Origin of the sequence: Streptomyces sp. NPDC050145 (assembly GCF_044460245.1) — a bacterium.
Classification (GTDB): Bacteria; Actinomycetota; Actinomycetes; order Streptomycetales; family Streptomycetaceae; genus Streptomyces.
The window spans coordinates 194890-210191 of sequence record NZ_JBITJS010000010.1 but is presented as its reverse complement, the minus strand read 5'-3'; the positions used below and the strand labels follow the sequence as shown (position 1 = coordinate 210191).

General features: G+C 71.2%; 14 protein-coding genes. 1 reads left to right on the top strand and 13 read right to left on the bottom strand.

Features of this window, described 5'->3' with window-relative positions; translation table 11 throughout:
* Window position 1: 1 nt before the first annotated feature.
* The 6 genes from ACIBTU_RS21605 to ACIBTU_RS21580 form a co-directional block, all read right to left on the bottom strand.
* The gene (locus ACIBTU_RS21605; RefSeq protein WP_399127926.1) at window positions 2-745 is read right to left on the bottom strand and encodes an ABC transporter permease; all 744 of its coding nucleotides are present in this window, start codon (window positions 743-745) and stop codon (window positions 2-4) included.
* Window positions 742-1647: an ABC transporter ATP-binding protein gene (locus ACIBTU_RS21600; RefSeq protein WP_399127925.1), complete on the bottom strand. Its 906-nt coding sequence runs from the start codon at window positions 1645-1647 to the stop codon at window positions 742-744. The genes ACIBTU_RS21605 and ACIBTU_RS21600 overlap by 4 nt, the downstream gene beginning before the upstream one ends.
* Before the next feature lie 95 nt (window positions 1648-1742).
* On the bottom strand, window positions 1743-3716 hold the full coding sequence (locus ACIBTU_RS21595) for a hypothetical protein (protein WP_399127924.1): 1974 nt from the start codon (window positions 3714-3716) through the stop codon (window positions 1743-1745).
* A 143-nt stretch (window positions 3717-3859) separates the two neighbouring features.
* Window positions 3860-4249, bottom strand: a complete 390-nt coding sequence (locus ACIBTU_RS21590) for a DUF6113 family protein (RefSeq protein WP_399128063.1) — start codon at window positions 4247-4249, stop codon at window positions 3860-3862.
* Between the two features lie 35 nt (window positions 4250-4284).
* Window positions 4285-5175 (bottom strand): N-acetyl-1-D-myo-inositol-2-amino-2-deoxy-alpha-D-glucopyranoside deacetylase, encoded by an 891-nt coding sequence (gene mshB, locus ACIBTU_RS21585; RefSeq protein ID WP_399127923.1) that lies wholly within the window; start codon window positions 5173-5175, stop codon window positions 4285-4287.
* A gap of 24 nt (window positions 5176-5199) precedes the next feature.
* Window positions 5200-5394 (bottom strand): hypothetical protein, encoded by a 195-nt coding sequence (locus ACIBTU_RS21580; RefSeq protein ID WP_188337040.1) that lies wholly within the window; start codon window positions 5392-5394, stop codon window positions 5200-5202.
* 263 nt (window positions 5395-5657) lie between these two features.
* On the opposite strand from ACIBTU_RS21580, the gene ACIBTU_RS21575 reads away from it, so the two are divergent.
* A complete protein-coding gene (locus ACIBTU_RS21575; protein WP_399127922.1) occupies window positions 5658-7805 on the top strand; it encodes a prolyl oligopeptidase family serine peptidase in 2148 nt (715 codons plus the stop codon).
* A gap of 209 nt (window positions 7806-8014) precedes the next feature.
* Here the strand turns inward: ACIBTU_RS21575 and ACIBTU_RS21570 are convergent, their stop codons facing one another.
* From ACIBTU_RS21570 to ACIBTU_RS21540, 7 genes are all read right to left on the bottom strand, one after another.
* Window positions 8015-9055, bottom strand: coding sequence for an ABC transporter ATP-binding protein (locus tag ACIBTU_RS21570; RefSeq protein ID WP_399127921.1), 1041 nt, complete (start codon window positions 9053-9055; stop codon window positions 8015-8017).
* Window positions 9042-10025, bottom strand: a complete 984-nt coding sequence (locus ACIBTU_RS21565; protein WP_399127919.1) for an ABC transporter ATP-binding protein — start codon at window positions 10023-10025, stop codon at window positions 9042-9044. The genes ACIBTU_RS21570 and ACIBTU_RS21565 overlap by 14 nt, the downstream gene beginning before the upstream one ends.
* 5 nt (window positions 10026-10030) lie before the next feature.
* Complete coding sequence (locus tag ACIBTU_RS21560) at window positions 10031-11050, bottom strand: ABC transporter permease (RefSeq protein WP_399127918.1); 1020 nt, start codon at window positions 11048-11050, stop codon at window positions 10031-10033.
* Window positions 11043-11966, bottom strand: a complete 924-nt coding sequence (locus ACIBTU_RS21555; RefSeq protein WP_399127917.1) for an ABC transporter permease — start codon at window positions 11964-11966, stop codon at window positions 11043-11045. Before ACIBTU_RS21555 ends, ACIBTU_RS21560 begins: the two co-directional genes overlap by 8 nt.
* Window positions 11967-12047: 81 nt before the next feature.
* Window positions 12048-13688, bottom strand: a complete 1641-nt coding sequence (locus tag ACIBTU_RS21550) for an ABC transporter substrate-binding protein (protein ID WP_399127916.1) — start codon at window positions 13686-13688, stop codon at window positions 12048-12050.
* Window positions 13689-13819: 131 nt separating this feature from the next.
* The gene (locus tag ACIBTU_RS21545) at window positions 13820-14323 is read right to left on the bottom strand and encodes a GNAT family N-acetyltransferase (RefSeq protein ID WP_399127915.1); all 504 of its coding nucleotides are present in this window, start codon (window positions 14321-14323) and stop codon (window positions 13820-13822) included.
* Between the two features lie 59 nt (window positions 14324-14382).
* Window positions 14383-14904, bottom strand: coding sequence for a GNAT family N-acetyltransferase (locus ACIBTU_RS21540; RefSeq protein ID WP_399127914.1), 522 nt, complete (start codon window positions 14902-14904; stop codon window positions 14383-14385).
* Between the last annotated feature and the right edge of the window lie 398 nt (window positions 14905-15302).

The window sequence follows — 15302 nt, the reverse complement described above, 5'->3', positions numbered from 1 at the left end:
CTCACGCCTTCAGGGTGTCCTTCCGGTACAGCCACGCGGCGCCGCCCGCGAAGAGCAGGAAGTACGCGACGAGCAGGGTGACGTCCCCGGCGTGCGGGGCGTCGCCCAGTTCGATGGCCCGGCCGAGGGCAGCGTACGCGTGCGTGGGCAACCAGCGCGCGATGTCCTGCAGCCACTGCGGGAAGGTCGTGGAGGGCATCCACAGGCCGCCCAGGATGGACAGGCCGAAGTAGACGATCATCGTGAGGGGGCGGACCGCGTCGCCGGACGCGAGGTAGCCGATGGCGACGCCGAGCGCGGCGAAGCAGAGGCTGCCGGCCCAGATCGCGCCGGTGAGCGCGAGCCACTGCCAGGCCTCGAACCGTACGTCCTTCAGGAGCGCGGCGACGGCGAAGACGACCACGATGGACGGCAGGGAGACAACGGCGGCGCTCGCGGTCTTGGCGAGGACGTAGCCGCGGCCCGGCAGGGTGGTCAGGCGCAGCTGGCGCACCCAGCCGCTCTCGCGCTCCTTGGCGATGCGTTCGCTGTTGCCCATGAGGACGGCGGTGAGGGCGCCGAAGGAGGCCATCGAGACCATCATGAACGCGGCCACGTTCAGGCCGGTGCCGTCCACCGTGTCGCCCGCGCCGCCCGCGCTCCCGGAGATGATGAGGAACAGGACGGACGGGTAGATCACCGAGAAGAACAGGAACTTCTTGTTGCGCAGGGCGCGGGCGAGTTCCAGTCTGATCAGGCTGTTCATCGGGTCCTGGCCTCCTCGGCCTCGGTGATGGCGACGAAGGCCTGCTCCAGGCCGAGGCCCGCGACCTCCAGGTTGCGCGGGTAGAGGCCGAGCCCGTACACGGCGTGCACGGTCGCGTCGGCGTCGGTGGTCTGGATGCGGACCGTGGGTCCGGAGTACGTGATGGCGGTCAGGAACGGGAGCGCGGCGAGGGCGTCGGTGTCGAGGTCCCCGTCGAGGTCGAAGGAGACCTTGCGGGCGCCCGCCTTCGCCTTGATCTCGGCGGCGGTGCCGTCGGCGAGGAGACGGCCGCGGTGCAGGACGAGGACGCGGTCGGCGATGGCGTCCGCCTCCTCCAGGTAGTGCGTGGCGAAGAGGACGGTGCGGCCGCGGTCGGCCTGCTCGCGCATCGTGGCCCAGAAGGCCTGGCGGGCGGAGACGTCCATGCCGGTGGTCGGCTCGTCGAGGACGATCAGGTCGCTGTCACCGGCGGTGGCGAGGGCGAAGCGGACGCGCTGCTCCTGGCCGCCGGAGAGCTTGTTGACCTTGCGGTCGGCGATCTGGGCGATGCCCGCGCGGCTGAGCACCTCGCCGGCCGGGTACGGGCGCGGGTGCAGGGAGCAGGCCAGCTGGACGAGTTCGGCGACGGTGACCTCGTCCATGAGGCCGCCGCTCTGCAGCATGGCGCCGACGCGGCCGCGCACGATGGCCTCGCGGGGGCTGGTGCCGAAGACGCGGACGTCGCCGCTGTCGGCGGGGCGCAGGCCGAGCAGGAGGTCGAGGGTGGTCGACTTACCGGCGCCGTTGGGCCCGAGGAGGGCGACCGTCTCGCCCGGGTGCAGGTCGAGGCTGAGGCCGTCGACCGCCTTGACGGTGCCGTAGGCCTTGGTGACCCCGGTGAAGGTGACCGCTGCTGCATTCATACGGCCATCGTCGCGGGCGGGGGGTGGCGCCCGGCAGTGTCGCGCGTCGCGACTCCCGCATGACGGATGTCATGCGGGAGCCGTGACGGGGCCCGCTACGTGGGGTTGGTGTCGATCTCCACGATGCGCTCGGCCGGGGTCTTGCCGAGCAGCGCCCGGCCCATCGCCTGGGCGACGTCCTGCGGGGTGACCGGGGTCTTCTTGCCGGTGCCGCGGGTGATCAGGACGCCGTCGAAGGTGTTGCCGTACAGCTTCTTCAGGGCGTCGAGGTCGTACGTCTCGGAGAGCTTGCCGTCGACGGCCTTCATGCCGAGGATCTTCGGCAGCGACTTGTCGGGGCCGAACGGGATGGACGCGCTGCCCGCCTTGATGGTGATGAGCCCGGACATGGCCGGCTCGGCGAACTGCTTCATCTTCCGGTCGACCTCGGCGTTCGGCACCGTGGGCTGCCGGGTCGTCGTCGGGACGTCGACGGGGCCCGAGGCGCCCGTCTCGACCTGGGCGCGGTAGGCCTCGCTGACGGCGGCGGTGGACTTCTCCACGTCGATGCCCTTGCCGGTCTTGCCGTAGACGGCGACGGCCTTGCCGGGCTCGAAGCGGATGGTGCCGTCGCCGGACGCGGCGGCGCCGCCCGCGGCCCGCTCCAGGGCGGCCGCGAGCTTCTCGTTGTCGACCGGCATGACCGGGTCGACGACGCGCTCGCCGCCGAACAGGGAGCCGATCACGGACACCGGGTTGTAGTCGCTGCCCGCGGCGGCGCTGACGGTGGCCGCGCTGTCCAGGGAGAGGCCCGCCTGGGCCGGCTTCAGCTCGACGGTCCTGCCGTCGACGGCGAGCTTCAGGGCCTGGTCGGTGCGGGCGCCGAAGGCGGTCTCCAGCTTGGCGGCGGCCTCGTCGCGGGTGCCGCCGCCGATGTCGACGCCGAGGACGGTGGTGCCCTTGGGGACGTCGGAGTGGTTCATGAGCAGGCCCGCGCCGTAGGCGACACCGGCCAGGCCGACGACGCCGGCGCCGATCAGGACCAGCTTGTTGCGGCCCTTCTTCTTGGCGGGGGCGGACTGGGCCGGCACCGGGTCCGGCAGCTTCGGCGGGGTGAACGGCGTGGGGGCCGGGCCCTGGCCGCCGGTGGGCGGGGCGAACGGCGAGCCGGGGCCGCCGGCCCCGGGGACGCGCGGGATGCCGCTGGTGAGGGTGTCACCGGAGACATGGCCGGCGCCCTGCGCGGAGGGGCCGGACTCGGGGGCCGGCTTCTGCGGGGTGAGGATCGCGGTGTCGTCGCTCATCCGGGGCACGGACTGCGCGCCGGGGACGGCCGGGTCGGGGACACCGGAGGTGATCATCGGGCCGTCGCCGCTGACGGGGCCCGTCGTCGGGCCCGCCGGGCCGCGGCCGGGTGCGCCGGACTCCTGGCCACCGGAGAAGAACGGCAGGTCGCCGCGGTCGCCGGGCGCCTGCGGGCGCGGGCCGGAGGACGAACCGAGCGGGCCGGTGGCGATCGCTCCGGTCACGTCGAAACCGCCGGACGAACCGCCGTCCCGGGGCGCCTCGGGCGTCCGGGGTGCCTGCGGCTCGGGGTCGGAGGACTGGTCGCCGGAGGCCGAGGCGGCGGGCGCCGCCTTGCGCGGGGCGAACCAGTCGCTGGTCTTCTCCTCGCGCGGCGTCCCGGGCTCGGCGGGCGCCTGCGGGGCACCGGCCGGCGTCCCGGACTCCGTCGTCGAGGCCGCGTAGGACGCGAGGGCCGAGGGCCGGGACGCGTCGTCGGCGGGGGCCCCGGCCGCCGGCCGGGACGGCTCCGCGCCGTCCTTGGGCTTGCCGTCCGCATCGCTCATCGGTGTGCGCATGACGACCGGCGGGATCGGCCGGGAGCCGGGGATGTTGATCCGGATCCGGGTCGTCAGCGTGGTCTCGGTCTTCGGCGCGTCCGGAATGTCGGTGCCCTCGTCGCCCGGAGGCGTCGATCCGGCGTCGCCGGGACGCGCGGACGTCCCGTAAGGAGGCGTTCCCGACGGGTACGCGGCAGCCCCGCGCCCCTGGGGCCCGGAGGACGAACTGTCAGTTTCACGACTCAAGGCAGGTTCTCCCGGTTGGCTCCGCCGCCCGTCTCGACCTCGCGCGGGCTGCTCGGCGGCGCGCACCACCATACTGGCCGCGGCCGGGAGTCACTGTGTGACGGATGGTGAATCCCGTGCGGCGAGGTCGTCGAAGTGGTACGTCACTTCCCAAGTCGGGCGTCGGACGCGGGTGGTTGCCGCCCCGCGCCAAGGGTGGCGCACATCACAGCCACGGCCATCCCGCCGAGCAGGAAGACGTACGAGCCGAGGCCGGCGCCGAACACGAAGTCGCCCTCGGGGCGGCTCGTGGTGAGCAGGACGACCGCGACGAGCCAGCCGGCCGCGGGGATCAGGGCGCCGGTGCGGGTGCGCAGCAGGCGGGCGCCGCCGAGGAAGAGGCCGGCCGCACCGACGAGCGCGAGCAGCAACCCGCCCGGGAACCAGCCGCTTTGGACGAGCGCGCCCGCGAGGCCGGCCAGCGCGCCGAGCACCAGCAGCAGGAGCAGGGCAGCAATCCGGGCCGGTGAGGCCCCGCCGAAGGAGAAGGGCAGGTCGACCTGCCGGTCCGTCGCCGTCTTGCCGCCGCTCACGCGCGCACTCCCTCGAACAGGTCCTTCTCGTGGGCCGATCCGGGCTCGCCCCGCACCAACTCGTAGTACTCGATGTCGAACAGCGGCTGCGCCAGGTCGTTGGACAGCGCGAAGACCGTGCCGTCGGCCGTGACGTCGACCTGGGTGGCGTGGGCGCGCATCGCGGCGGCCTTGCGGTCCGCGTAGGGGCGGCCGTCGATCTCGGTGGTGATCCGCTCGTCGTCGGTGACGCCGGGGACGTCGGACACGGCGGCGGCGACGGTGAACGGGGTGGCGGCCAGGTCCGCGGCGAGGCGCCGGAAGCCGTCCTCGACGACGGTGCGGGGCACCCGGTTCCAGTAGATCTTCTCGATCGTGTGCGGTTCGCCCAGATCGCGCCGGAAGGCGGGCTCGGCGGCGAGCTCCGCGGCCCGGTGGGCGACGCGGTGCGCCTGGATGTGGTCGGGGTGGCCGTAGCCGCCGTCGGGGTCGTACGTGACGAGGACCTGCGGACGGATCTCGCGGACGACGGCGACCAGGTGCGCGGCGGCCTCGTCGAGGTCGGCGGACCAGAAGGAGCCGGGCCGCTCGTTCTGCTCGGCGCCCATCATCCCGGAGTCGCGGTAGCGGCCCGGGCCGCCGAGGAAGCGGTGGTCGGCGACGCCGAGCTCCTTCATGGCGGCGGCCAGCTCGCCGATGCGGTGCGGGCCGAGCAGATCCTCCCGGTCCGGGGCGAGATGTGCCAGATCTGCCGGAATGACCTCGCCCTCTTCGCCGAGGGTGCAGGTCACCAGCGTGACGTGGGCGCCTTCGGCGGCGTACTTGGCCATCGTGGCGCCGTTGTTGATCGACTCGTCGTCGGGGTGCGCGTGCACGAGCAGCAGACGCCGGGCGGGCAGTTCGGTCATGCGCCCACCCTAAATCGAGCGGCGCTAGAACTTGATGCCGCCGATCATCCCCGCGACGTTCGTCGTCAGCTGGGTGATGGACGGGGCGATGGAGGAGCTCGCCAGGTAGAAGCCGAGCAGCATGCAGACGATCGCGTGCCCCCACTTCAGGCCGGACTTCTTCGTCAGAATGAAGACGATGATCGCGAACAGCACCACGGCCGAGATCGAGAGTGCCACAGCGGTCCTCCTCCAAGGTGATCCGGACGTCGGGCTATGAAGTCGAGCTACGAGGTCGTGCCACAAAGTCGAGCGGTGAAAGTGAACTGCCCACGCAGTGCGTATGCATGATAACTATGCGTCGCCGCGCATGAGTCGCGGGAAGGGTGCACGGGGGCGGCGGGGAGCGCGCGGGGGCGCACGCCCTCGCGAGGGAGCCCTTCAGGCCGCGCACGGGGACACAGGGGGCGCGTGTGCGGGGTCCCGCAGCCTAGGCTGCGGGGATGACCACCGAGATCGGAACAGACACCGGCGCCGAGGCGGCGTACTCCTTCCCGCGGCAGCACGCGCGGACCCAGCGTTTCACCCTGGGGGCGCCGCGCGCCTTCACGGTCGCGCCGGACGGGGAGCGCGTCGCCTTCCTGCGGTCCCCGTCCGGCACGGACCGGGCGAACGCGCTGTGGGTGCTCGACGTGACGTCCGGTCAGGAGCGGGTGGCCGCCGACCCGGTGGCGCTGCTCGACGGTGCCTCGGAGCGGCTCTCGGCGCAGGAGCGGGCCCGGCGCGAGCGCAGCCGCGAGGGCGGCGCCGGCATCGTGGGCTACGCGACGGACGCCGCCGTGGAACTGGCCGCGTTCGCGCTGTCAGGCCGCCTCTTCGTCGCCGAGCTGCGCGCGGGCACCGCCCGTGAACTCCCGGTCCCCGGGCCGGTCATCGACCCCCGCCCCTCCCCCGACGGCCTGCACGTCGCGTACGTGACGCAGGGCGCGCTGCGGGTCGTGGGCGCGGACGGCGCGGGCGACCGGGCGCTGGCCGAGCCCGAGTCGGACACGGTCACCTACGGGCTCGCCGAGTTCATCGCCGCCGAGGAGATGTCCCGCTACCGGGGCCACTGGTGGTCCCCCGACTCGGACCGGCTGCTCGTGGCCCGCGCGGACGACGCCGCCGTGCAGCGCTGGTGGATCGCCGATCCGGCCCACCCGGACCGTGAGCCGGCCCGCACCGCGTACCCGGCGGCGGGGACGCCCAACGCCGAGGTGCGGCTCTTCGCGTACGGCCTCGACGGGGCCCGCACCGAGATCGTCTGGGACCGCAAGGCGTACCCGTACCTGGCCCGGGTGCACTGGTCCGCGGACGGCGCCCCGCTGATCCTCGTGCAGGCCCGCGACCAGCGCAGCGCGCTCTACCTGGCGGTGGACCCGGTCGACGGTTCGACGCGGATGGTGCACGCCGACGAGGACGACCAGTGGCTGGAGCTGCTGCCCGGCGTGCCCTGCTGGTCGCCGAGCGGGCAGCTGGTGCGGATCGCGGACGAGGGCGGGGCGCGGGTCCTCGCGGTGGGTGAACGGCCGCTGACCGGGCCCCAGTTCCACGTGCGGGCCGTGCTCGACGTCGGAGAGAGCGATGTGCTGGTCTCGGCGTCCGCGGGCGCCGACGCCGAGTTCCCGGAGACCGGCGAGGTGCATGTCCTGCGGGTCAACGAGCTGGGCGTGCAGCGCGTGACGACCGAGCCCGGCGTGCACTCCGCGGTGCGCGGCGGCGACGTCACCGTCCTCGTCTCGGCGACGCTCGCCGAGCCCGGGGCGCGGGTGCGGGTGGAGCGCGACGGCAAGCACGTGGCGGACATCGCCTCGTACGCCGAACGGCCCGTGCTCGCCCCGCGCGTGACGCTCACGGAGGCGGACGGCGTCCCCTGCGCGGTGCTGCTGCCGACCTCGTACCGGGAGGGCGACGGGCCGCTTCCCGTGCTCATGGACCCCTACGGCGGGCCGCACGGGCAGCGGGTCATGGCCGCGCACAATCCGTGCCTGACCTCGCAGTGGTTCGCCGACCAGGGCTTCGCGGTGATCGTCGCGGACGGGCGGGGCACGCCCGGCCTCTCCCCCGGGCGCGAGAAGTCGATCCTGGGCGACTTCACGGTGACCCTGGACGACCAGGTGACGGCGCTGCACGCCCTTGCCGAGCGTTTTCCGCTGGACCTGTCCAAGGTGGCGATGCGCGGGTGGTCGTACGGGGGGTACCTGTCGGCGCTCGCGGTGCTGCGGCGGCCGGACGTCTTCCACGCGGGGATCGCGGGGGCGCCGGTCACGGACTGGCGGCTGTACGACACCCACTACACGGAGCGGTATCTGGGCGACCCGGGTGTCGACTCGGCGGCGTACGCGAAGAGTTCTCTGGTGACGGACGACGGGCTGTCCGAGGTGGCCGCGCAGCACCGGCCGATGCTCATCGTGCACGGGCTGGCCGACGACAACGTGGTCGTGGCGCACGCGCTGCGGCTGAGCTCCGCGCTGTTGGCGGACGGGCGACCGCACGAGGTGCTGCCACTGTCCGGTGTCACGCACATGACGCCACAGGAGCAGGTCGCCGAGAACCTGCTCCTGCTCCAGGTGGACTTCCTGAAGAGGTCGCTGGGGTTGGACGGTCGCTGACGGCCCGGTGGGGGCTGGTCGCGCAGTTCCCCGCGCCCCTGAGATGCATGGCGCTTCGCGCCGCATCTCCCCGACAAAGGCGCGGGGCGCCTTTCATCTGGGGAAGGCGCGGCGAAGCCGCATGCCTTCAGGGGCGCGGGGAACTGCGCGATCAGCCACGACGCGGGGAGAGCCGCCGAACCAGCGAACCCAGCAGACGGAACTGCCCCCTAATCGCTGGGCACCACGTGCTTCTCTTCCGCGAAGTGGCAGGCCGACGGGTGCTTCGCGGGGTTGGCCTCCTCGCCGATGCGGAAGACCGCCGGGACCGCCAGGAGGGGGACCTCGTCCACGCAGCGCTGCTGCGCCTTCCAGCAGCGGGTGCGGAAGCGGCAGCCCGAGGGCGGGTTCGCCGGGGACGGGACGTCGCCGGAGAGGATGATCCGCTCGCGGTGCTCGCGCGCGTCCGGGTCCGGGACGGGCACGGCCGAAAGCAGCGCCTGCGTGTAGGGGTGCGTCGGATGCTCGTAGATCTCGGCGTCCGTGCCGATCTCGACGATGCGGCCCAGGTACATCACGCCGACCCGGTCGGAGATGTGCCGCACGATCGAGAGGTCGTGCGCGATGAAGACGTAGGAGAGGTCGAACTCGGACTGGAGCCGGTCGAGGAGGTTGACGACCTGGGCCTGGACGGAGACGTCGAGCGCGGAGACCGGTTCGTCGGCGACGATGATCTCGGGGCGCAGGGCGAGGCCGCGGGCGATGCCGATGCGCTGGCGCTGGCCGCCGGAGAACTGGTGCGGGTACCGGTTGATGTACTCGGGGTTGAGGCCGACCACGTCGAGGAGGTCCTGGACGCGCTTGCGCCGGTCGCCCTTCGGGGCCACTTCGGGGTGGATCTCGTACGGCTCGCCGATGATGTCGCCGACCGTCATGCGCGGGTTGAGCGAGGTGTACGGGTCCTGGAACACCATCTGGATGTTGCGGCGGACGGCCTTCAGGGCGCGGCCGGACAGCTTGGTGATGTCCTCGCCCTTGTACTTGATGGCGCCGGCGGTGGGGCGTTCGAGGTTGACCAGCATCTTGGCGACGGTCGACTTGCCGCAGCCGGACTCGCCCACGATGCCGAGGGTCTCGCCCTGGGCCAGCTCGAAGTCGACGCCGTCGACGGCCTTGACCGCGCCGACCTGCTTCTTGATCAGGATGCCCTGGGTGAGGGGGTAGTGCTTGACCAGGCCCTGTACCTCCAGGAGGGGTTCAGCTTGAGGCATCGAGCGTCTCCTTCCAGAAGTGGCAGGCGCTGCGCCGCTCCGGGGCGACCTCGTAGAGCGGCGGGACGTCGGTGCGGCAGATGTCCTGGGCCATCGGGCAGCGCGGGTTGAAGGCGCAGCCGGGCGGGATGTTCATGAGGTTGGGCGGCAGTCCCTTGATGGCGAACAGCTCCTGGCCCTTCTGGTCCAGGCGCGGGATCGACTCGAGCAGGCCCTTGGTGTACGGGTGGGCGGGCCGCTTGTAGATCCCGTGGACGGGGGACGTCTCGACGATGCGGCCCGCGTACATGACGGCGATCTTGTCGGCGACGTCGGCGACGACGCCGAGGTCGTGGGTGATGAGGATGAGGCCCATGTTGAGCTCGCGCTGGAGCTCGGCGAGCAGGTCCATGACCTGGGCCTGCACGGTGACGTCGAGGGCCGTGGTGGGCTCGTCGGCGATGATCAGGTCGGGTTCGAGGGCGAGCGCCATCGCGATCATGATGCGCTGGCGCATGCCGCCGGAGAACTGGTGCGGGTACTGGCCGACGCGTTCCTTCGCGGCGGGGATGCGCACCCGGTCCATCAGCTCGACGGCCTTGGCCTTCCCGTCCTTCTTGGACGTGCCCTTGTGGACGACGAACAGTTCGCCGATCTGCTCGCCGACGCTGAGCACGGGGTTGAGGGAGGACAGCGCGTCCTGGAAGATCATCGCCATCTCGGCGCCGCGCACCCTGCGCCGCTCCTCCTCCTTGAGCTTCAGCAGGTCGCGGCCCTTGAAGAGGATCTCGCCGCCGGTGATCTTGCCGGGCGGCACGTCGAGGATGCCCATGACGGCCTGGGCGGTGACGGACTTGCCGGAGCCTGACTCGCCGAGCACGGCGAGTGTCTCGCCCTCGTCGACGGTGTAGTTGACGCCGTTCACGGCCTTGGCGACGCCGTCCCGGGTGTGGAACTCGACGTGCAGATCGTGTACTTCGAGCAACGGCATGGGCGCTACCTCAGCTTCGGGTCGAGGGCGTCGCGCACCGCGTCGCCGAGCATGATGAACGCGAGGACGGTGAGGGCGAGGGCGCCGGCCGGCCACAGCAGCATGTGGGGGGCGTTGCGGATGTAGGCGGAGGCGGCCGAGATGTCGATGCCCCAGCTGACGGCCGGCGGCTTCAGACCGACACCGAGGTACGAGAGGGTCGCCTCGAGCGCGATGTACGTGCCGAGCGCGATGGTCGCGACGACGATGACCGGTGCGATGGCGTTCGGCGTGATGTGCCGCAGCAGCATGCGGGAGTTGGAGGCGCCGAGGGCGCGGGCCGCCTGCACGTAGTCGTGCTGTTTGGCGGTGATGACGGAGCCGCGGGCGATGCGGGAGATCTGCGGCCAGCCGAGCAGCACCATGAAGCCGACGACGGGCCAGACGGTGTTGCTGGTGACGACGGACAGCAGGACGAGGCCGCCGAGGACGACGGGGATCGCGAAGAAGATGTCGGTGATCCGGGACAGGATCGAGTCCCAGAAGCCGCCGAAGAAGCCCGCGAGGCCGCCGAGGACGGAGCCGAGGAGCGCGACGCCGAGGGTGGCGCAGACGCCGACGGTGATCGAGTTCCGGGCGCCGTACACGGTCCGGGTGTAGACGTCGCAGCCCTGGCCGTTGAAGCCGAAGGGGTGGCCCGGCTGGGAGCCCTCCTGGGCCTTGGCGAGGTCGCAGGAGAGCGGGTTTCCCGAGGCGATGGCCTGCGGCCAGATCGAGATGAAGACCAGGAACAGGATGATCAGCCCGGAGATGATGAAGACCGGGTTGCGGCGCAGGTCGCGCCAGGCGTCCGACCACAGGCTGCGGGGCTTGCCGGAGGGACCGCCGCCGGCGGGTCCGCCGGTTCGGGTCTTCTCCAGGGTCTCGCCCTCGCTCGTGGCGAGGTCCATGGCGCCGCCCATGCCGGTCGCCGCGATGGCCCCGTCCTCGGGGGCCCGCCCGCCGCCGGACCAGGGTGCAGGCTCTGGCGCTTCGGGTTCAGGCATAGCGGATCCTCGGGTCGAGTACGGCGTACAGGAGGTCGACGATCAGGTTCACCATGAGGAAGACCAGGACGAGGATCGTGACGAAGCCGACCACGGTCTGGGTGTTCTGGCGCACGATGCCCTGGTAGATCTGGAAGCCGACGCCGTGGATGTTGAAGATGCGCTCGGTGACGATGGCGCCGCCCATCAGGGAGCCGATGTCGGCGCCGATGAAGGTGACCACGGGGATCAGCGAGTTGCGCAGCAGGTGCCGGGTGATGACGCGGCGCCGGGGCAGGCCCTTCGCGATGGCGGTGCGGACGTAGTCGGCGCGCCGGTTCTCCGCGATCGAGGTGCGGGTCAGCCGGGTCACGTAGGCGAGGGAGACCGAGGCGAGCACGAGGCCCGGCACGATCAGTTCGCTGAACGGGGCCTCGGTGGAGACCGCTGGACTGATCCAGCCCCATTCGACGCCGAGCAGCAGTTGCAGCAGCAGACCGGTGACGAACGTCGGGATGGAGATCACGACGAGGGTCAGCAGCAGCACGCCGGTGTCGATCGGGCGGCCGCGGCGCAGGCCGGTGATCACACCGAGGGTGATGCCGACGATGATCTCGAAGAGGATGGCGACGATGGTCAGCCGGATGGTGACCGGGAACGCGCTGGCCATCAGCTCGGTGACCTTCTGGCCGTTGAACGCCGTGCCGAAGTCGCCGGTGAACACGTTCCCCATGTACGTCAGGTATTGCTGGAGCACCGGCTTGTCGAGGCCGAACTCCTTCTCCAGCTGGGCCTTGGTGGCCGGGTCGCAGGCCCGGTCGCCGCAGAGGCCGGCGATCGGGTCGCCCATCACGTTGACCATGAGGAAGATCAGCAGCGTCGCGCCGATGAAGACCGGGATCATCTGCAGCAGGCGCCGGATCACATAACGTCCCATGAGGACTCCGGGTTCCGGTTCCGTGAGCGGTGAGGGCGGCAGTCCGGCCGGTGACCGGTCCGGACTGCCGCCCTCCTGGGGTCAGTTGACCTTGATCTCGTTGTAGACGGGGACGCTGAACGGGTTCAGCGCGACGTTGGAGACCTTGTCCGAGTAGCCGGCGCTGCCGTTCTGGTACCAGAGCGTGATCGCGGCCATGTTGTCGCGGACGACGCCCTCGGCCTCCTGGAACTTCTTGATGGCCGCCGCGGAGTCGGACTCGGCGTTCGCCTCGTCGATCAGCTTGTCGAACTGCTTGTTCGACCAGTGGCCGTCGTTGGAGGAGGCGTTGGTGTAGTACAGCGGCTGCAGGAAGTTCTGGATGAGCGGGTAGTCCATCTGCCAGCCGGCGCGGAACGGGCCCTTCATCTTCTTCTGCGTGATCTTGTTGCGGAAGTCGGCGAAGGTGCCGGTGGGGCTGCCGACGCAGGCCTTGTCGTTGTCCAGCGCGTTGTTGATGGAGTTGCAGACCGCGTCCACCCACTCCTTGTGGCTGCCGGTGTCGGCGTTGTAGCCGAGCTGCACCTGGCCGCCGGGGATGCCGCCGCCCTCCTTGACCAGCTTCTTGGCCTCGGTGGGGTTGTAGTCGCAGTACTTGCCGCACAGGCCGGGCTTGTAGCCGCCCTTCTCGCCGAGGACCGGGGAGGTCCAGTCGGTGGCCGGGGTGCGGGTGTTCTGGAAGATCGTCTCGGTGATCTGCTTGCGGTTGATCGCCATGGACAGGCCCTTGCGGACCTTGTCGCTGTCCGCCTTGTTCCACGCGGGGTCGTAGAACGGGAAGGCGAGGGTCTGCAGGATGCCGGCCGGCGTGTTGATGTACCGGTCGCCGAGGTCGGCCTTCACGTTCTTGAGCTGGGACGCGGGCACGTCGTCGACGAGGTCGAGGTTGCCGGCGGTCAGGTCGGTGTAGGCCGTGTTGTTGTCGGTGTAGACCTTGAGGTCCACGCCGCCGTTCTGCGCGCCGTCGGGTCCCGGGTACTTGTCCCACTTGCGCAGGGACATCTGGGAGCCCTTCTGGTACGAATCCACCGTGTACGGGCCGTTGCCCACGGGCTTCTTGACCCAGGCCTCGTGGTCGTCGAAGAACGCCTTCGGGAGCGGGGAGAAGGCCGCGTAGCCGAGGGTGTCGGGCCACAGCGAGAACTTCTGGTTCAGCTTGACCGTGAAGGTGCGGTCGCCGGTGACCTTGAGGCCGGACAGGGTCTGGGCCGACTGGGTGCCGCTGTCGGGGTGGACCTTGTCGTAGCCGTCGATCTGGCCGAAGAAGTAGGCGTTCTTCTGGTTGTTCTTCAGGCTCGCGCCGTAGTTCCAGGCGTCGACGAAGGACTTCGCGGTGACCTTCTCGCCGTTTGAGAACGTCCAGCCGTCCTTGACGGTGATGGTGAAGTTCTGCGAGTCGGAGGTGTCGATCTTCTCGGCGAGCATGTCCTTGGCCTCGCCGGTCTTCGGGTCGTACCGCTTGAGACCCCGGAAGATCATGTCGAGGACCTTGCCGCCCTGCACCTCGTTGGTGTTGGCGGGCTCCAGCGGGTTCTGCGGGTCGCCCCAGGAGGAGCGCACGACGCCGGAGCCGTCACCGCCACCGCCGCCTCCCCCACTGTCACTGCCTCCACCACAGGCCGTCGCCGCGAGGGCTACGGCCACCGCACCTGCAGCCCATTTGGCGTGCGTGGCTCCACGCATGGAGTGCCTCCTCTTACCGACTCTTGCCGATCACGCGTCACGTACGCCTCAATATCAACTCAACCCGGACATGTCGCACGCCGGGTGGGCCAACGGGTGTACGCGGTCGGAAGAGGCCGCGGGAGGGCCGGTCAGACGGCCGGTGCGGGGCGGACCCAGCGGACCTCGCCGTCCTGGTGGACGTCGGTGGGAGTGAGGCCCGCGGCTCGGGCCACGGCGGCGGAGGCGTGGTGCTCCGGGTGGATGTGGGCCAGGACCGTGTCGAGCGGGCCCGCGATCCGGCCGGCCGCCAGGGCGTCGGCCAGGGCCTTCGCCGCCTCGCTCGCGATGCCTCTGCCCTGCCAGGGGGTGCCGGTGATCCAGGCGATCTCGGCGGTGCGGTGGGTGAGGTCGACGGTGGCCTGGACGGTGCCGGTCAGGACGTGCTCCTCCGTGACCCGTACGACCCAGTTCAGCCAGACGGTGCCCGGGTCCGGAGACCCCGCGACGAGCCTCTCGTACCGCGCCCTGAGCTCCTCCTCACCGTACGGCTCACCCCCGATGAAGCCGTGCAGCGCCGGATCCCGAAGCACCCGCACCATCTCCCCGGCGTGCGCCACTTCGAGGGGTACGAGCTCGAGTCGGGCGGTGCGCATGAACTGAGCCTGAACCACGGTTCTCCTCCGCGATGTGACGATGTGAACGTGGGCGGCGGCTAGGCGGCGGCCGCCGAAAGGTCCGTCCGCCACACGTTCGAGCGGATGAAGTTCCCCTTGGGGTACTCGAACTCGCACTCCTCGACGAGTTCGAACCCCGCCTTGCGGCAGACCGCGTTCGACGCGGCGTGGTGGACGGAGGGAAAGGCGTACAGGAAGCGACGCCTGCCGTCGGCCGCGGCCCTGGCGACCACCGCCTTGGTCGCCGCCACCGCCAGGCCGCGCCCCTGGAACTCCGGCAGGATCCCGTACCCCGTCTCGTAGGCCGGCTCGCCGCCCCACTCGTGGTCCCAGAAGCCGGTCGAGCCCACCGCCCGGCCCTTCGGCAGCAGCACGACACGGAACATGGTCCCGTTCGCCTCCGGGTCGAGGTAGCGCCGGTGCCTCTCGACGAGCCGCTCCTCGCTCTCCGGACCACCGAGGTGTTCGGTCATCTCCGGCGTGTTGTTCCTCCGGAGCAGGTCCAAATCACCCTCGGACCAGGGCTCGAGGACTGTGTGCGGAACATTGATCGCTGCCATGCCGCCACGATACGACCGAGCTCTGACAACGCTCGGGGGCTGGCTGCGTCGTCAGCTGCGCGGGGTGCCGCCGACGGCGAAGGCAACTGGAGCGCGTAGCCGGTGCGGCCCGAGCAGGGGGCGGTGTCGCATTACGGCTGCGCCGCGTGGGCGCGCGCGGCCACGACGGCGCGGCTGACGGCGGCGGAGCTCGGCGACTGTGGCGGAGGCCCGCTGCACGGCTCGCCCAGGGGGCTGCTGCCCGAGGCCGAGTGCCGGGCCGAACGCCCCGGAGGGGGCGGGCGGGTGGGAGAAGGCGGCTGGCCAAAGGCGAGCGGGCCGGTGCAGATCAGCCCCGTCAGGGGGCGCGGGCCAAGTGCCCCGTCGGGGCCGTATCGGGAGGGGCTCCGGCGCGTGGG